Origin of the sequence: Maribacter confluentis, from assembly GCF_030505015.1 — a bacterium.
Classification (GTDB): domain Bacteria; phylum Bacteroidota; class Bacteroidia; order Flavobacteriales; family Flavobacteriaceae; genus Maribacter; species Maribacter sedimenticola.
On record NZ_JAUKUC010000001.1, the window covers coordinates 3,315,143 to 3,333,479 of the forward strand.

The 18,337-nt window shown below is 37.6% G+C and carries 19 protein-coding genes; 10 read left to right on the forward strand and 9 right to left on the reverse strand.

Translation table 11 applies throughout. From position 1 onward, the window contains the following. Positions 1 to 161: 161 nt before the first annotated feature. From Q2T41_RS14365 to Q2T41_RS14390, 6 genes are all read left to right on the forward strand, one after another. Positions 162 to 1,835, forward strand: a complete 1,674-nt coding sequence (locus tag Q2T41_RS14365) for a ribulokinase (RefSeq protein ID WP_304436622.1) — start codon at positions 162 to 164, stop codon at positions 1,833 to 1,835. Positions 1,836 to 1,839: 4 nt separating this feature from the next. Next, positions 1,840 to 2,541 carry an L-ribulose-5-phosphate 4-epimerase gene (locus Q2T41_RS14370; RefSeq protein WP_304436623.1) on the forward strand — a complete coding sequence of 234 codons (702 nt, stop codon included), beginning with the start codon at positions 1,840 to 1,842 and terminating at the stop codon, positions 2,539 to 2,541. Between the two features lie 24 nt (positions 2,542 to 2,565). Further along, positions 2,566 to 4,065 carry an L-arabinose isomerase gene (gene araA / locus Q2T41_RS14375; RefSeq protein ID WP_304436624.1) on the forward strand — a complete coding sequence of 500 codons (1,500 nt, stop codon included), beginning with the start codon at positions 2,566 to 2,568 and terminating at the stop codon, positions 4,063 to 4,065. Between the two features lie 13 nt (positions 4,066 to 4,078). Continuing rightward, entirely contained in the window at positions 4,079 to 5,266 is a 1,188-nt protein-coding gene (locus Q2T41_RS14380) for an aldose epimerase family protein (RefSeq protein ID WP_304436625.1), read from the forward strand. Between the two features lie 8 nt (positions 5,267 to 5,274). After that, a complete protein-coding gene (locus Q2T41_RS14385; protein ID WP_304436626.1) occupies positions 5,275 to 6,894 on the forward strand; it encodes a sodium:solute symporter in 1,620 nt (539 codons plus the stop codon). A 155-nt stretch (positions 6,895 to 7,049) separates the two neighbouring features. Then, positions 7,050 to 7,868 (forward strand): SDR family oxidoreductase, encoded by an 819-nt coding sequence (locus tag Q2T41_RS14390; RefSeq protein ID WP_304436627.1) that lies wholly within the window; start codon positions 7,050 to 7,052, stop codon positions 7,866 to 7,868. 53 nt (positions 7,869 to 7,921) lie between these two features. On the opposite strand, the gene Q2T41_RS14395 is transcribed toward Q2T41_RS14390, so the two are convergent. Beyond that, positions 7,922 to 8,458, reverse strand: a complete 537-nt coding sequence (locus Q2T41_RS14395; protein WP_304436628.1) for a lipid-binding SYLF domain-containing protein — start codon at positions 8,456 to 8,458, stop codon at positions 7,922 to 7,924. Between the two features lie 267 nt (positions 8,459 to 8,725). On the opposite strand from Q2T41_RS14395, the gene Q2T41_RS14400 reads away from it, so the two are divergent. Further along, entirely contained in the window at positions 8,726 to 8,914 is a 189-nt protein-coding gene (locus Q2T41_RS14400) for a hypothetical protein (protein WP_304436629.1), read from the forward strand. A gap of 64 nt (positions 8,915 to 8,978) precedes the next feature. Here the strand turns inward: Q2T41_RS14400 and Q2T41_RS14405 are convergent, their stop codons facing one another. The 8 genes from Q2T41_RS14405 to Q2T41_RS14440 all read right to left on the reverse strand — a co-directional run bounded on the left by Q2T41_RS14405 (position 8,979) and on the right by Q2T41_RS14440 (position 15,150). Then, positions 8,979 to 9,812: a DMT family transporter gene (locus tag Q2T41_RS14405; RefSeq protein ID WP_304436630.1), complete on the reverse strand. Its 834-nt coding sequence runs from the start codon at positions 9,810 to 9,812 to the stop codon at positions 8,979 to 8,981. A 133-nt stretch (positions 9,813 to 9,945) separates the two neighbouring features. Continuing rightward, the gene (locus Q2T41_RS14410) at positions 9,946 to 10,206 is read right to left on the reverse strand and encodes an ATP-binding protein (protein ID WP_304437455.1); all 261 of its coding nucleotides are present in this window, start codon (positions 10,204 to 10,206) and stop codon (positions 9,946 to 9,948) included. A 225-nt stretch (positions 10,207 to 10,431) separates the two neighbouring features. Further along, positions 10,432 to 10,566 (reverse strand): hypothetical protein, encoded by a 135-nt coding sequence (locus tag Q2T41_RS14415; RefSeq protein ID WP_304436631.1) that lies wholly within the window; start codon positions 10,564 to 10,566, stop codon positions 10,432 to 10,434. 68 nt (positions 10,567 to 10,634) lie between these two features. Next, positions 10,635 to 10,829: a hypothetical protein gene (locus Q2T41_RS14420; protein WP_304436632.1), complete on the reverse strand. Its 195-nt coding sequence runs from the start codon at positions 10,827 to 10,829 to the stop codon at positions 10,635 to 10,637. 228 nt (positions 10,830 to 11,057) lie between these two features. After that, positions 11,058 to 11,279 carry a tetratricopeptide repeat protein gene (locus tag Q2T41_RS14425; RefSeq protein ID WP_304436633.1) on the reverse strand — a complete coding sequence of 74 codons (222 nt, stop codon included), beginning with the start codon at positions 11,277 to 11,279 and terminating at the stop codon, positions 11,058 to 11,060. A 454-nt stretch (positions 11,280 to 11,733) separates the two neighbouring features. Further along, on the reverse strand, positions 11,734 to 13,131 hold the full coding sequence (uxaC, locus tag Q2T41_RS14430) for a glucuronate isomerase (protein ID WP_304436634.1): 1,398 nt from the start codon (positions 13,129 to 13,131) through the stop codon (positions 11,734 to 11,736). A gap of 63 nt (positions 13,132 to 13,194) precedes the next feature. Continuing rightward, positions 13,195 to 14,124: a ThuA domain-containing protein gene (locus Q2T41_RS14435; RefSeq protein WP_304436635.1), complete on the reverse strand. Its 930-nt coding sequence runs from the start codon at positions 14,122 to 14,124 to the stop codon at positions 13,195 to 13,197. A gap of 9 nt (positions 14,125 to 14,133) precedes the next feature. After that, a complete protein-coding gene (locus tag Q2T41_RS14440) occupies positions 14,134 to 15,150 on the reverse strand; it encodes a LacI family DNA-binding transcriptional regulator (RefSeq protein ID WP_304436636.1) in 1,017 nt (338 codons plus the stop codon). Between the two features lie 178 nt (positions 15,151 to 15,328). Here Q2T41_RS14440 and Q2T41_RS14445 point away from each other — a divergent pair, with 178 nt between their 5' ends. The 3 genes from Q2T41_RS14445 to Q2T41_RS14455 all read left to right on the forward strand — a co-directional run bounded on the left by Q2T41_RS14445 (position 15,329) and on the right by Q2T41_RS14455 (position 18,245). Next, the gene (locus Q2T41_RS14445) at positions 15,329 to 15,502 is read left to right on the forward strand and encodes a hypothetical protein (RefSeq protein WP_304436637.1); all 174 of its coding nucleotides are present in this window, start codon (positions 15,329 to 15,331) and stop codon (positions 15,500 to 15,502) included. Between the two features lie 134 nt (positions 15,503 to 15,636). Beyond that, on the forward strand, positions 15,637 to 16,854 hold the full coding sequence (locus Q2T41_RS14450; protein ID WP_304436638.1) for a DUF6807 domain-containing protein: 1,218 nt from the start codon (positions 15,637 to 15,639) through the stop codon (positions 16,852 to 16,854). 14 nt (positions 16,855 to 16,868) lie between these two features. Beyond that, complete coding sequence (locus Q2T41_RS14455) at positions 16,869 to 18,245, forward strand: Gfo/Idh/MocA family oxidoreductase (RefSeq protein WP_304436639.1); 1,377 nt, start codon at positions 16,869 to 16,871, stop codon at positions 18,243 to 18,245. The last annotated feature ends 92 nt before the right edge of the window (positions 18,246 to 18,337 follow it).

The following is an 18,337-nucleotide window of genomic DNA, read 5'->3' on the forward strand; positions in this document are numbered from 1 at the left end:
TATTGATATAGTCTTACATGGTTAATGATCAATGTAGCAATACTTTATATATTGTTTTGGAAGAAAATTCTTCTTAAATAAAAAAATAAATATTTAAGTGTTATCTTGACACTTATAAAATGTATTCCTTATATTTACCCAGATAAAACTGTACGTATTTAATGAAAGGTTATGTAATAGGCTTGGATTATGGTTCGGATTCCGTTAGGGCCGTACTTATCGATTCAAGTAACGGAGAGGAGATTGCCTCTAAGGTCCATTGGTACAAAAGATGGGCAGAACAGCAATATTGCAACCCATCGATCAATCAATTTAGGCAGCATCCTTTAGATCATATAGAAGGATTGGAAATCACTATAAAAGCCGTTGTTTCCCAAAGTAAGGTGAATCCAAGTGATGTAAAAGGAATTTGTATCGATACCACTGGATCTTCACCTGTTCCGGTGACAAAAGATGGTACTCCGTTAGCCTTAGTCGATGGTTTCACTGAAAACCCTAATGCGATGATGGTACTTTGGAAAGACCATACCGCTATTACGGAAGCAGAACGCATAAATGAACTTGGTGCCACATGGGGCGGCGAGGACTTTACAAAATACGTTGGTGGTATTTATTCATCAGAATGGTTTTGGGCTAAAATTGCGCATGTGGTCAAGGAAGATAAGGGGGTTGAAAACCATGCCTATACCTGGATGGAACACTGTGATCTCATGACCTATTTGCTAATTGAGGACAAGGATTTGACCACGTTCAAACGCAGTAGGTGTGCCGCAGGACATAAAGCCATGTGGCATGAAAGCTGGGGCGGACTTCCCCCTAAAGAATTTTTGGAACAATTAGACCATTATTTGGCTGATTTGAGAGATCGCCTATATAATGAAACGTTTACCTCTGATCAGGTTGCAGGCCAATTAAGTAAAGAATGGGCAGATAAACTTGGTTTAACAACAGATACGATTATCGCAGTGGGCACGTTTGATGCACATTCCGGAGCTGTTGGTGCTAAAATCAATGAACACGCCCTTGTTCGCGTTATGGGTACATCCACCTGTGATATCATGGTGGCTACGGACAAGGATATAGACGGTAAAACTATAAAAGGTATTTGTGGTCAGGTCAATGGTTCGGTCATACCGGGATTAGTAGGATTAGAAGCCGGCCAGTCCGCTTTTGGCGATTTACTGGCTTGGTTTAAAAATGTATTGGATTGGCCAATTGATAATCTGGTAATGACATCTAATATTTTATCGGAACAGCAGAAAGCTGATTTGAAAAATGAAATTGAAAATGACTTCATTAGAAAATTATCCGACGCGGCCGAAGCTATTCCATTATCTGAAAGTATACCAACAGCATTAGATTGGATAAACGGAAGAAGAACGCCAGATGCAGACCAAAATCTTAAAAGTGCAATTTCAAATTTATCGTTAGGGAGTAAGGCGCCACATATATTTAAGGCATTGGTAAACGCCATTTGTTTTGGTTCCAAAAAAATTGCCGACCGATTTAAAGAAGAAGGAGTTCAAATAGATTCGGTCATCGGAATTGGTGGGGTTGCCAGAAAATCATCCTATATTATGCAAACCCTAGCAAATGTCATGAATATGCCTATAAAAGTAGCTGCCTCCGATCAAGCACCTGCTTTGGGTGCCGCTATTTATGCAGCGGTTGCATCGGGTATCTATTCAAATGTGGTAGAAGCAAGTGCTCATATGGGGAGTGCTTTTGAAGCGGAATATTATCCAAAAGAGGATACCATTGATGCCTTTGGTAATTTGATGGATTCGTATACTGAACTGGGAGAATTCATTGAATCATCCATTAAAAAAAAGTAGCATTATGAGTTCAAAATACAAAGCGTTAAAAGAGGAATGTTTTGAAGCAAATATTGAGCTTAATGATTTAGGCTTAGTTATTTACACTTTTGGTAATGTTAGTGCTGTTGATAGAAATAATGGTGTTTTTGCAATTAAGCCGAGCGGAGTACCGTACGAAAAATTAAGACCGGAAGATATTGTAATCCTAGATTATGAGAATACTATTGTAGAGGGGGGTATGAGACCTTCATCGGATACCAAGACCCATGCTTATTTATATAAAAATTGGAAACATATTGGTGGTATAGCCCATACGCATGCCACATATTCGGTTGCTTGGGCACAGGCACAACAAGATATTCCCATATTCGGTACCACACATGCGGATCATTTAACCGTTGATATACCTTGTGCAGAACCTATGAACGACCAGCTTATAGCGGGCAATTATGAACATAATACAGGTATACAGATTATAGATTGTTTTAAGGAAAGAAATCTATCGCCCAACGAGGTAGAAATGATTCTTATTGGAAACCATGGTCCGTTTGCATGGGGAACATCCGCGGCCAAAGCGGTATATAATAGCAAGGTATTGGAAACTGTTGCGCAAATGGCCTACCTGACCCTTCAAATCAATCCTAACGCACCTCGCCTTAAAGAGGCATTGATCAAAAAACACTACGAACGTAAACACGGTAAAAATGCCTATTACGGTCAATAACTATAACACTTTATAAAAATTATTATGCTTAACAAGGAAATATGGTTTGTTACGGGCAGCCAAGATTTATATGGGGAAGATACGCTTAGACAAGTAGCTGAAGACTCCCAACAAATTGTGGAAGGCTTTAATGCTTCGGGCAAAATACCGGTAAAAATTATTTATAAACCAACGGTAAAATCTCCAATGGAGATAACGGATATCTGTCTTAAGGCAAGTTCCACTAAAAATTGTATCGGTATCATAACTTGGATGCATACCTTTTCCCCGGCGAAAATGTGGATCAAAGGTTTAAGCGTATTGAATAAGCCCTTATGCCATTTGCATACACAGTTCAATGCTGAAGTACCATGGGAAACCATAGATATGGACTTTATGAACCTGAACCAATCCGCTCATGGTGACCGTGAGTTTGGCCATATGATGACCCGTATGCGCAAGAATAGAAAGATTATTGTTGGGCATTGGCAAGAAGATAGAATACAAAAGAAATTGGGCAATTGGGCACGTGTAGCCATGGGATGGGATGAGTTTCAAAACCTGAACGTTGCGCGTATTGGTGATAATATGAGAGAGGTTTCCGTGACCGATGGTGACAAGGTCGAAGCACAGTTACGTTTTGGTTTTTCTGTCAATGGCTATGATTCTTCTGATGTAGTTAAACATATGAATACACTTACCCAAGATGAGGTAGATGCTTTAGTGAAAGTATATGAAGAGAGTTATGAGTTAAGTGATAAATTAAAAGCGGGAGGAACTCAAAGACAATCATTAATCGATGCCGCCAAAATAGAATTGGGCCTTCGTAAATTTTTGGATGAAGGTGGCTTTAAAGCGTTTACAGATACCTTTGAAAATCTTGGGGAGCTAAAGCAATTACCAGGTATTGCTACGCAACGTCTCATGGCAGATGGTTATGGTTTTGGTGGAGAAGGGGATTGGAAAACATCGGCATTGCTAAGGGCCTTGAAAGTAATGGCCAGCGGTTTGGTGGGCGGTACTTCTTTTATGGAAGACTATACGTATCATTTTACTCCAGAAAAGGCATATGTCATGGGTTCCCATATGTTGGAAATTTGTCCATCTATCGCAGATGCCAAACCCTCTTGCGAAATACATCCGTTGGGAATAGGAGGTAAGGAAGACCCCGTTCGTTTGGTGTTTAATTCCCCTGCCGGTCCGGCCATTAATGTTTCCTTGGTAGATTTAGGTAACAGGTTCCGTCTTGTGGTCAATGAAGTTGATGCTGTGGAACCCATGGGGAAATTGCCTAATTTGCCTGTGGCAAGGGTATTATGGGATGCAAATCCAAATCTGGAAATTGCAGCAACGGCATGGATACTTGCTGGTGGGGCCCATCATACAGTTTATAGCCAGGCTTTGACCACGGAATTTATGGAGGATTTTGCAGATATGGCAGGGATAGAATTAGTGGTGATAGATAAAAACACAACAATTAGAGAATTTAAAAATCAACTTAATGCCAATGAGGTATATTATCATTTATTTAAAAACAACCTATGACAAACCATATATTATGAGACCAATTATTAAAATAAGTTATTTATTCGTGCTGATTAGCATAATTGTGTGTAACGTTAACTGTAAAGAAAAAACAATGAAGACCGATCATAAAAATGACGATGAAACAACGTCGAATCCTGTTACCATTTCTAAGGCAGATTATGGTGTTACAAAAATTGGTGATGAAGTAGAGGAATATACGCTCTCCAATAAAGAGGGTATTGAAGTTGCTATCATTACCTATGGCGGCCGTATTACTTCCATAAAAGCTGCGGATAAGGAAGGCCGTAAGGAGAATGTGGTCTTGGGTTTCGACAATTTGGCTCAATATGAAGAGAACAATCCCTTTTTTGGGGCCTTGATCGGGCGTTATGGCAACCGTATTGCAAAAGGCAAGTTTAGTCTCAATGATACCGAATATACGTTGGCCAAAAATAATGGCGAGAATAATTTGCATGGAGGACTGGTAGGTTTTGACAAAGTGGTGTGGACAGTGGAAGGTACCCAGGTCAATGAGTCTTCAGCTTCCGTGAAACTTAGTTATTTGAGCAAGGATATGGAAGAAGGCTTTCCGGGGAATTTAAATACAACGGTTACCTATACGTTAAATGCTGACAATAGTTTGGATGTGTTGTATGAAGCCACCACGGACAAGACGACCATAGTAAACCTTACACAGCATTCTTATTTTAATCTTTCGGGCGATTTTTCACAGCTTATTCTTGATCATGAAGTAGAGATAGATGCCGATCAATTTGTACCTGTGGATGGGTCGCTGATCCCAACAGGGAAATTGGCATCTGTAGAAGGAACGCCTTTTGATTTTAGAACGGCCAAATTGGTTAGTGAGGGTATCAATGCAGAAAACGAACAAATTGCCCTGGGTGGTGGTTATGACCATTGTTGGGCATTGAATAGTGTGGATAAAGGGTATCGTTCCGTAGCAACTGCGCACCATCCGGAAACCGGGAGAACCATAGAAGTGTTAACCGACCAACCGGGAATGCAGTTTTACTCGGGTAACTTTCTGGACGGAACATTGCCAAGCCCAGATGGGGGTACCTATGCCAAAAGAAGCGGTTTCTGTTTAGAGACACAGCACTATCCAGATTCGCCCAATCAACCTAACTTTCCTTCCGTAACCTTAACACCGGACGATAAATATAAAACCAAGACCACTTTTAAATTTTATACTAAATAACCATTACCATGCAACAATTAGACAATTTTGACTGGATCAGTATATCCCTATACTTTCTGTTACTCGTTGGGGTAGCGGTATGGGTCATCAGAAAAAAGGAAAACAATACCGAAGATTATTTTCTGGCCGGTAGAAATGTGGGCTGGTTTGTGGTCGGTGCCTCAATCTTTGCATCCAATATTGGATCTGAACATGTTGTAGGCCTGGCCGGCACCGGAGCAAGTAATAAGTTACCCTTATTGATTTATGAGATTCACGCGTGGGTAGTTTTAATGTTGGGCTGGATATTTCTCCCTTTCTATGCACGAAGCGGCGTATTTACCATGCCTGAATTTTTGGAAAAACGTTTTGACGCCCGATCAAGATGGGTTTTGTCCATATTTTCCATTGTTGCCTATGTGCTGACCAAAATATCCGTAACCATTTATGCTGGTGGGGTAGTAGTTTCCGCTTTGTTGGGAATAGATTTTTGGACCGGTGCTATTGCCACAGTGGTCCTTACCGGTGTCTATACCGTTTTAGGAGGTATGAGAGCCGTGGTCTATACAGAGACATTACAGGCCATTTTATTGGTCGTGGGTGCCGCAGTATTGACATTCATAGGCTTGGATAAAGTTGGTGGATGGGGTAGTATGGTAGACACCTTGGGGCCGGAATATTTTAATATGTGGAGACCTGCAACCGATCCAGATTTTCCTTGGCCATCATTGTTCATTACCAGTACAATTGTAGGTATTTGGTATTGGTGTACGGACCAATATATCGTGCAAAGAACATTAACGGCAAAAAACATTAAAGAAGGCCGTAGGGGAACCATTTTTGGCGCATTGTTAAAACTTTTGCCCGTGTTCCTGTTCTTGATTCCTGGAGTGATCGCCTTAACTTTAAAAATGCGTGGGGAATTGCATTGGGAAAGTGCAGATGAAGCCTTTCCTGTATTAATGAGTAATTTGTTGCCATCTGGATTACGTGGGCTGGTAGCAGCCGGACTTTTGGCAGCTTTAATGAGTTCCCTGGCTTCTGTTTTTAATTCATGTTCTACCTTGTTTACGGTAGACGTATACAAAAAGTTACGGCCCAATGCACCGGAAAAAAAGTTGGTAAGAACAGGCCAGATTGCAACGGTATTTGTTGTGATCATTGGAATCATCTGGATACCTATCATGGCCAATATATCCGGCGTACTTTATGAATATTTACAAAGTGTACAATCCTATATTGCACCTCCTATTACTGCAGTATTTTTATTAGGGATATTCTATAAGAGAATCAATGCTACCGGTGCTTTTTCTACACTGGTAATGGGTATTGTGGTCGCCTTTTGTAGAATTGCGCTTGAGTTGGTCAAAGGCAGTTTGGATCCAGATGGAATCTTGTTCTATCTAGGGGATATGAATTTCCTAAGCTTTGGGGCATGGTTCTTTTTGTTCTGTTTAATATTTATGGTTGTGGTTAGTCTTTTGACCGAAGTTCCTGATAAGGAACAAATTGTTAACCTCACTTTTGGTACGATAACCGAGGAGGAAAAGAATAAGAACAAAAGCAGTTATAATTGGGTAGACATTACCGTTTCCATTATCATTGTCCTTATCGTAATAGGTATTATGATATTCTTTAACGGGAAATAATTTTTTCCTATAAATTTCTAGATTGACAGTAACCCGTAAAAGGTGGTTACTGTCAATTTTTTTTTGTCAGCCTACAACGTGTGCTACAAATTTTTGTATTTGGGACAAATAATCAACTTAATAGGGTATACCTTTAATAGATAAAATGTAGACTCATGCAAAAACCAAATAAAAGATTAGAGGGGCAAACCTGTATCGTCACCGGATCTAGTGATGGTATTGGAGAAGCGGTAGCCAAGGCTATGGCCCAAGAAGGAGCAAATATCGTAATCAATTACCATAGCAGTAGGGAAGAAGCGGAAGAAGTCGCTCACTGGATTACCCAAAATAGCTTGTCCGGTAACGCTATAGTAATAAAATGCGATGTCAGTAAAGAAGAAGAGGTGCAATCAATGTTCAAGAAAACAATAGCCGAATATGGAACGGTTGATGTCTGTGTGGCAAATGCCGGTCTGCAGTTAGACCATCCGCTGCATGAAATGCCGTTAAAGGATTGGCAACGCGTTATTGATGTGAATCTAACGGGTCAGTTTCTCTGTGCCAAGGAAGCCATTATTGAATTTAAAAGAAGGGGAATGCGTCCGGAAATTTCGAAATCGCTAGGTAAAATTATTCATATGAGTTCGGTACATGAGGTTATACCTTGGGCCGGTCATGCTAATTACGCAGCTTCTAAGGGAGGTTTGGTCATGTTGATGCAAACTATCTGCCAGGAATACGGACCGGATAAAATCAGATGCAATTCTATAGCACCGGGAGCTATTAAAACGGATATCAATAAAGATGTTTGGAATACCAAGGAAGGTAGGGAGGGCATGCTAAAATTAATACCCTACAAACAAATTGGTGTACCGGACGATATTGGAAGTGTTGCCAGCTGGTTGGCCTCTGATGAATCTGAATATATCAATGGGACTACCATTTTCGTAGATGGTGGTATGACCTGTTACCCAGGCTTTACCGCAAACGGATAATAAAAAAAGCCGCCCAATTGGACGGCTTTACATCAAATGATAAAAAATCGAAATTACTTCATTATAGGAGTAAAATCAAACTTTTGTCCACCAACTGAAGCATCGGCCATTAAACCAGCTTTAGGTAGGGCAAAAACGGCAACACCATCTTTATACTTTGCATTTACGGCTACACCGGACTTTAGGGCAACGGCAGACGCTTCTGCAGAAAATTCAAAATCCCCTTCCTTAAATTCTGCCAAGTCTTCAGCAGTTTCAAAAAAGATGACTTCTGTAATAGCTTGTCCACCTGCTTGTAAACCAACACTTAATTTTTTCAAATCTGCCATTCCTATAATGTCTCCATTCTCATAAACCACACCATTTCCAGAGGCTCCACCAATAATAAGGCCTCCTTTACCTACATTAGGAAAAATGACATACCCTGCGGAACTGGTAAAAAAATGATCTAGGCCTACTTCCATGGTCATTAGCTTGTCCTTGGCATCATTGGCGTCTGCGATGATTTTTTGGTCCTTATCATTTTGGGCATGTAAACCAATAGCCAAAAATAATAATAGACTACTTATTATTGTTTTTAATGTTTTCATGTGTTCTATCTTTTATAATTATACATTCATTTTACAGATTCAAAAGTATAGCCAGTTTCACGCATTTATTGACGTTTTTCGAACGTTATTTAATGGTATTCATTAGAAGTTTTTTCAACTGTTAAATCTCTTATAACATTAACATTTTACTTAACATTATTTTAAAACGTATGCTCAAATAATCAGAATTGGTAAAAACCGATTTTCTTAAAAATTTGTTAATTAAAATTAAAATTTCTAAATTACTTACACAAATAAGAACGTATTATGTGCAATAAGGAGAGATGTATTGATTCCAAAATGATAGCCAATGGTATAGTATTGATGGCAATTATATTGACTGCATTATTTTATTATAATAATGCTGCGGAAATTGAACAAGAAGTTACTGAAGTAATTTTCTCTTCTTTAAATGATGGCAATAATAGTTTAGCCGAACAGGGATATAGGAAATAATAGATTAAATACTGACCATTTACCCTTAACTACCGATGATTTATTATTGGTAGTTTTTTTGTTCTCAGGTTTTCCTGCCGACAATAACATTGGCCACCAAGGCCGTAACGATCATAAGTATTCCTACACAACTCCATAAGGTATAGACATCGCCAAACCAAGTTACACCGATCAAAATGGTAAAAATGACTTCAATATATTTTAATGGGGCTACCATATTGGTCTTTGCAATTTGGAAAGCTTTGGTCATGAATACTTGCCCAAAAAACCCAAATAGTCCTAAGCTCAACAAGCGTATCCAATCCAACCCTATTGGTAAAATCCAATCATTTATAGAAAGTAATCCCCCTACTACGGTTGCAATGAACATGAAGTAGTTTACAATTACCAATGGGTGGTCACTATTTCCAATTTTACGTATTAAAACATACACCAAACCACTAAATACCGAGGCCGATAAAACCAATATTAGGCCTGTAGAATTTAATTCCTTATCAAAACCTTTCAAAACCAAAACACCGCCAAAGGCAAGTAAAAACAAGAACCATTGTACATTTTTTAATTTCTCCCCTAAAAGAAAAACAGCGATTATAGCTGCATATATTGGGGCCATGTACCGTAAAGAAACCGCAGTCCCAGCAGGTAGATACTGTAATGACATAAAAAAGAGGCTCATAGCGGTAAGACCGGCTAACGCTCTCATAACCATTAATTTTCGTTTATTTCCCAAGATGGGGATTCCCATTACCAAAATGTAGGAAGTGCCTAATACCAATGAGCCTACCGCTCTAAAAAAAACAATTTCAAAAGTTGGGAAATTACTTAGATACTTTACGAACGAATTCATTAAACTAAATGAAAAAGTACTAATGACCATGTAAAATATTGCTTTCCTCAAACCTTGTATTTAATATGATAGAATTACTGCTTGAGGGCAAAACTATATTTAAAAGGCTTACAAAACGGTTGTTTTTTTGTGTTGTTTACAACTTTCGGGAATTTATGTACGGGTAATCACGATATTAAACGTTCTAAACCATATAGAATATTAAGCTATTCGCAATTTGGGAAATTGCCTTTGGTGCCGTAAAATAGAAGCAGCTACCTTCATTAAGGGTGCTCTCTACCCAGATTTTGCCCTTATTGTTCTCAATCATTTCTTTACATAACACTAGACCAAGTCCTGTACCTTTTTCATTGTTGGTGCCATATGTGGTAAAGGTTTCATCTTTTTTTAATAATTTATTCCCGGCTTCTTTGGATAACCCTATTCTGGTTTCCTTTACATAAATTTCCCAGTACCTTTCCTTTTCTTTTTAATATAAATATTATGATCAGGGCTGCCATTACCTCCAAAAGTGTACCTTAAAAGTAATATTATTGACGGGTTACTATTTGTTCGTTTTCAACAAGATAGCGTTACTTTACCTTTTTAAATTTAAGAAAGGATTTTAGTGTTTTTAGATCTTTTTCGTTTTTGTTATCATTAATGGTATCCGATACTTTTTTAAGTTGCTCTAAATAGTCCAGGGCACCTGTTGTATTACTGTTTTATTAATATCATAGAGTAATTGTAAATTTTGTTGTTGGTTATCCAGAATATTTAATTGCTCTGCAATTGCCAAGGAATTTTCTGCATATGCTTTCGCCAATGAATAATTTTTGAGTCCTATATAAGCTTTGGAAATATCTGTGTACCAAGGAATCTTGCAATGTCATCCTAAATTTTTTCACTTTTCATATACCATTGAAGAGCCTCATTATATTTTTTTTGTTTTAAGTATATGTCCGTTTTTAATTCGTAGGCAAAAGTGAGCCATTCCATAAAGTTTAATTTTTCAAGAATGGTAATGCCTTCGTTTACACTTTTAGTAGCATTGTTTAAATAATTTATCTCAATATATGATGCAGTCAAATCTGCAAGGGATATGGCAGCAATTTTGTCGTCATTCCCCTGTTTATTGGTTTCTGTGGCTTTTATTAAAAAGAAGATAGATTGCTCATAATCTTCCTGTACACTGTATAAATGTGATGTGTTTACATAAAATGTGCTGAGCCAAGTATTGTTTTTTGAGGTTTTTGCCAGTGCAATTCCTTCTAGGTATTCATTGAGGGCTTTGGCATATTCATCTTTGTTTTCGTATTATATGGCCAAAAAGTTTTTTGACCTAAATGCTAGTTCTAAATCTTGGGAATGCTCTGCCATTTCCTTAGCGGTATGGAATTTGGCAATGGCATTATCTTGTTCTCCTATCTCAGAATAACAGCTACCTAAATTTATTAAACCTTGTATTTCCTCAGATTTATAACCTATTGATTTACTTAACTTAATTGATGAACTGGATATCATTAAAAGGCTATCCAAATTATAATAACTTAATTTTCTACCATACGTATATAACAGATTAATATACGCGGTATCTTTTTGGTAAATCTTAAGTTTTTGATATGCCTGTATTTGCTAATATAAACTATCCTTTTCTGAGGTTTGCGCCGGTAAATTGCCGATAGGGATAATATAAAACAGCAACAATAGGACAACTAAATGGGGGCGATACCAAATTATAGTATGGAACATCTTGTGATGATTCGTTTTTAAAATTGGTCCCAAGTAAAAAATTGAAGGGATTTGCTTAATTATTGTTGTTGAACAGCACATTATTGTAGGTAAAAACCTATAATGTTTATGGAGTATTTGTCAAATATGTCTTTGCTGGGGGATTTTTGGATAAAAACGCTACATTACAATTAAGATATATTGTACGCAATTTCCTTTTATGGCTATTCCTTAAACTTTCATGTTATAAAAATATACTTTATTAAAGTTCAAAATATTCTTTTGCATTATTGTAGCAAATATCTTGAACCATGCTCCCTATCCATTCCATATCATTAGGGAGTTCCCCATTTTCTATTTCTGTGCCGAATAGATTACAAAGAATTCTTCTAAAATATTCGTGACGGGGAAATGAAAGAAAGCTTCTGGAGTCCGTCAGCATACCAATGAAACAACTAATAAGTCCAATATTTGATAGGGCATTTATCTGCTTTGTCATGCCATCTTTTTGATCCAAAAACCACCATCCGGAACCAAATTGTACCTTACCCCTTAAGGAGCCATCATTAAAATTACCGATCATACTGGCAAACACTTCATTATCCCTTGGGTTGAGGTTGTAGATAATAGTTTTGCATAATTGGTCCTTCCCATCCAATTGGTTTAAGTAGTTGGACAAATGTTCCGCCTGTAGCCAGTCACCTATGGAGTCCCACCCCGTATTTGGTCCCAATTGGTTGAGCATACGGGTATTATTATTACGTAATGCCCCTAAATGAAATTGTTGTACCCAGCCCAATTCATGATAGGTTTTGGAGAGGAACATAAGCACAGCGCTTTTAAAGATATGTATCTCATCTTCGGTAATAGTTTTACCGTCCAGTTTCTTTTTTAAAACGGAATTGACTTGGTTTTCACTAAATTCCGATGCATACATATGAGACAGTCCATGATCGGCAATCCTACATCCGTGTTCATGAAAATAGCGTATTCTTTTACGTAAGGCCTCCCGCAGGGTATCTAAGGAGTTAATGGCTACACCTGAAACATCTGATAGTTTTATAATGTACCCATTAAATGATGGAGCATCTATATGTATGGCATTATCTGGTCTAAAGGCTGTGCTGACCTTGGTTTTAAATGTGCTTTTTGCAATGACTTTATGGTTGTCCAGACTATCTGTTGGATCTTCTGTTGTGCACAAAAATTCCACATTCATGGTATTTAGAAGCCCTTGGGTGTTATAATTGGCTTCTTTTAATTGTTCATTGGCGCTTTTATAAATACTATGTGCACTCTTTGGGGTAAGTAATTCATCTATTCCAAAGTATCGCTGTAGTTCCAAATGGGTCCAATGGTATAGTGGATTTCTCATGGTATAGGGTACCGTTTGTGCCCATTTCAAGAATTTTTCTTCGTCAGAAGCATTACCGGTAATATAATCTTCCTTAATGCCCAACGTTCTCATTGCACGCCATTTATAATGGTCACCGTCTATCCAAACATTGGTGAGGTTATCAAACTGATAATTATTGGCAATTAACTCTGGCGGTAAGTGGTTATGGTAATCTATAATGGGCATTTTACACGCATAATCGTGATATAATTCTTGAGAAAATTTATTTTCAAGTAAAAAATTACTGTTTAGGAAATTGCTCATGGTCTTTCAATTATTTGGTTTGGAATTATTATATAAATCCTGTTTTAAAGGATTGCTAATATTTTAGTTTGGCCGTTGCATGGGGCTATCGTCCGCCTTTAAATCCCCGGTTACATATTGTAACCCATCCATTAAGAACTGTAACAGTTCCGGATGCTCCAAACTTTGTGCGTTGTGCGATAGTGAAGAATAAAAGACCCTTCCCTTACCATATCGTTTGATCCAAGCCACATAGTTTATATTATTTGATGGCTCGTGTTTAACGTCTTCTATTGTATCCACTTCAAAATATAATAAAGGTCTAAAATTATAGTTGAAATAGGAATTTTTAAAAAAATAGGGTTCATCCATATGTATAAAACCATTTCCCTGAAAGGCTTTTACCAAAGGGTGCTTGCTGTCTACTTCCTTAATATGCATTTGTTGCTGTTTTGGATGATAATCAAAACTTCCACCTGTCATATCACTAAATTTCTTGGAATTGTTTTGTACCACTATTGCACCATGTAATATCATGAGACCGCCCCCTTTTTTTACATAGTCCATTAAATTCTGCTCATAGGTTTTTGCTTTGTTTACTATATCCTCTTCAGAGAGAGAAGTATAGTTTTTTAACAGGTCGTAGAACAAATCTCTTTTAGGACCGGTGGGATTGGAATTGTTGAGTACAACGGCATCATATTTCTTTAAATTTTTTTTATCAAAATTATCAATATCAAAACCTACATGTATTTGAAAGGCATCCGTTTTTTTACCAAATAGCTTAAGCATCTCTATATTATGCGGAATGGTCCAATGATCAAATCCCGTGGCTTTGGAAAAGACGAGAACCTTCCTTTTATTGGTAGGTTTAACGGTAGGCGAGGGAATAAGTCCTTCTAGTTGTGCCAACCAATTATCGGTAATTTTTATAGGTTCTAGACTTTGTGCAAACAAAAAGGAATGGCCTATTAATAAACAAAATAGGAGAGCAAGTATATGTGTTGTTTTCATTGGTTTTTATTAATTGGATGATGATTCTCTTATTATAAGTTGATGACGTAATAGAATGGTATTGGTAGACTGTAAATTTATGGAACCTTTTAAGTGGGCAATAATACTTTCACCTGCCAAAACTCCCATTTTGTGCCCCGGATAATTAATTGTAGTGAGATTTGGACTTATTATTTCAGAAACGGGGTCATTATTGAACCCTACTACTTTTATATCCTGTGGTACTCGTATACCCGCTTTTTTTAATTCTTTTATGCAATTGGCGGCATAATTGTCACTGGCTACAAAAATACCATCTATTTTTTTTGGAGAACCCGTAATGATTTTAATTACAGATTGTATGTTTTTGGGGTCTAGGTCGGTTTCTATTAATGTATAATCGTTTATTTCCAATTGATGTTCCAACAATGCATTTTTAAAACCTTTATACCGATCCTCATATAGTTTTCTTTTAAGATTCCCGCTTATATGCAGCAAATTGGCACAACCTTGTTCAATAAGATGTTTTCCGGCTTCATAGCCTGCAGAAAGGTTGTCTATTAAAATTTTAGGACAATGGGGCAGGTCAATAACCCTATCAAAGAATAATATGGGAATTTTATGTGTTATAAAATGCTCAAAATGTTTGTAATCCTTAGAATCATTGGCTAGAGATATCAATAATGCATCAACACCACTATCAAGTAAAGTCCTTGTATTGATCTTTTCTTTTTCTTCGGACTCCAAGGACTGGCTAATAATCAAATTATAACCTACCTCATTGGCGACCTGCTCTATACCGGCTAGCACGGTGGACATAAAATAAGAATTTAATCGTGGTACAATGACCCCAATGGTATTGGATTTTTGATTGCTAAGATTGGCAGCGAACTTATTGGTTCTATAACCCACTTCTTCCGCTTTTTCAAGAATGCGCTTTTTGGTGGCATCACTGATGGAATGATGGTCGTTTAAACTTCTACTTACTGTTGCGGGCGACACATTTAGCATCTGTGCCAAATCGTAAATAGTAATCTTTCTGGACATTTGGTGGTGTTTAACGCAATAATATTACGCAAGTTTTTTAATTATTGCATGAAATTTAAGATTTTAATAAAATTTAGTATATAAGATTAAATTATTACCGATATAAACATCTTAAAAATATTGATAATTTATATTTTTAACAAAATGTTTATGCAATCGGTTGCATAATTAAAATCGATTGTATAGATTTATCCATAAAACCGATAAACTTAATGATCATATTATTAACAATAGTCCATTTTATGTTGAAACCGGTATGAAACCTCATTTTAATCTTGGACCTATTCCGGAGGATGAGATTGAAGGAAACCGTGGTGCAATTTGGATAGTTAAAGTTGTAGCTTATTCCTGATAATTATTAATGACGGAAATATGTTATGTTGCTTAATATTAATGAATTACATGAGGTATATGTAGTTTGTTGTTTTTTTATAATACTTTTAAGTGAGTTGGTTTTTTAATAAACGTTATCCAAATTTGTTAATTATGAAGAACATATTTTTAATTGTATTTGTTGTATTTCTGATTTCTTGTCAGCAAAATAAAAAAGAATATAATTTTCATTTTCAAGAGGGTAGTGGCTTATTGATTAATGCACCTGTATCCTTGGAGCTGGAAGAACTTAAAGATGAAAATATAAGCCTATTGAATGGGAAGGATATTATTCCCTTTGATTTGGATACTGTAGCAAATAAGATTTGGTTCATACATCAAAATAACCATACAGATGAGTATCAAGTACTGGTAAATAATGAACCTGTACCTACCACTCAAAAATTTTTAGCGGTAAAAAAAGAGGGCAATTTAATGTTGCAAAATAACAATAATGCACTGGTAGCTTACCGTTACGGTATGCACTACCCACCAAAGGGAGTAGATACCATATTTAAAAAATCAGGATTTATACATCCTATCATTACACCAAAAGGAGATACATTGACCAGGATAAACCCTCCAGATCACTGGCATCATTATGGGGTTTGGGGACCATGGACACATACCCGCATAGATACCATGCGAGTAGATTTTTGGAACCTAGGGGATGGCCAAGGTACTGTACTGTTCAAAGAGTTTAATGAAATTTCCAATGGTGCTGTTTCAACAGGTTTTAATGCGGTACAGGAACATATAGATTACAAAACACAAACAGAACCACAGGTTGCATTAAATGAAAATCTTCAAATAAGATTATGGGACCTTGGTAGGGACGATCGTTATATGTTGGACTATACCTCTTCTTTTTCCACCCCCTTGGCAGACGGAATTCTTTTTGAAGCGTATAGATATGGAGGTGGACTAGGTATGCGTTTTACTGAAAGGTGGCATAAGGACAATTGTAAAGTGTTGACTTCAGAAGGTGAAGACCGTCTGACTGCCGATGGTACTAATGCCAAATGGGCCATAGTTACCGGGGAATCCAGTGATGGTAAGGGTACCAATGGTATATTGTTTTTAAGCAACCCAAATAATAGAATGCATCCAGAACCTATGCGTGTATGGCCAATTGATGGTAATGGAGGTAGGGGAGATATGTTTTTTGAATTCTGTCCGATACGTCACGTAGAATGGCAAATTCTACCTAACAAGGAATATGAATTAAAATACAGAATGATTGTGTTCGATGGTGAACTCTCCGAAGAGGAAGCAGAGGCCTATTGGCAATCATTTGCAAATCCATTAGAACTAAAACCAATCGCAAACTAAAAAGATATACACAGATGCAAAGAAGAAATTTTATAAAAAAATCATCATTGGGTACTGCGGCTGCAGTAGCATTTCCTACCATAGTACCATCTTCGGTTTTCGGTAAAAATGCTCCAAGTAACAAAATAAGTATTGGCCAGATAGGATGCGGGAGAATTGCACGTGACCATGATATTCATGATACCATAAGGTTTGACAATGCACGTTATGTGGCTGTTTGCGATCTGGATAGTAAACGTATGAACGACGCCAAGGTCTTGGTAGATGGTTACTATAAGCAAAAGACCGGTAAGGACAAGTATATGGATACCAAGATGTACGGGGATTACCGTGAAATGTTATTGAATAAGGATATTGATGCCGTAGTCATCAGTACCCCCGATCATTGGCATTCGCAACCCGCTATGGAAGCCGCTATTGCCGGTAAGGATATCTATCTTCAGAAACCAACTTCTTTAACTGTAAAAGAAGGACAACAGTTACGTAAAGCCGTGCAGGATAATAATGTAATCTTACAGGTGGGTACCCAACAACGTGCCATGCCACAATTTAGGGTAGCGGCAGAATTGGTAAGAAATGGTAGGATCGGAAAAATACATACCGTAAAAATTGGTTTACCCGGTGATCCCGCTGGTCCGGAAGCACCAGAAATGCCCGTGCCCAGTAATCTAAATTATGATATGTGGTTGGGGTCTACCCCAGAAGTTCCCTATACCGAGATTGGGGTGCATCCGCAAGATGGCTATAGTAGACCGGGATGGTTAAGGCATCGTAATTACGGAGCAGGTATGATAACCGGTTGGGGCCAACATCATTACGATTCTGCCGCATGGGGTATGAATACTGAATTGTCAGGACCTATATCTGTAGAAAGTTTGGCAGAGTTTCCAAAGTCCGGCCTATGGAACGTACATGGGGATTTCTTTGTAAAACATGAATATGATAATGGTATTACGGTATATACCAGTGGGGGTTATACTAACGGAATTCAGTATATTGGAGATGACGGATGGATTTTTGTATCCAGAGGAAATTATACGGCTTCTGCTACCGATCCGGTAGACAAGGAGAAAAGTGCCAAGGCCCTGAATGCATCGGACCCTAAAATATTGGATTCCGTAATTGGGGAAAATGAAATTCATTTAGAAAAGATAGATGACCAACATGGTAATTGGTTAGAATGTATCATAACACGTAAAGCACCCATATCTCCTATAGATAAAGGACATAAAGCATGTACGGTTTGTCTTATTAGCGATATTGCCATGCAGTTTTCGCGTAAGTTAATTTGGGACCCGGAAAACGAGTGGTTCATTAATGACCCTGAGGCTAACGCCATGTTAGAAAGGGCACAGCGCAAACCCTACGGAACCAATTATATAAAAGCTTAAAAAAAGTGAAAGCTCCTTCGCTTATAAATGATGAAGGTGTTTTTTTTAATGCACAGTGCGTTAGAAATGAGTCTTCTAGAAAATAATAAGGA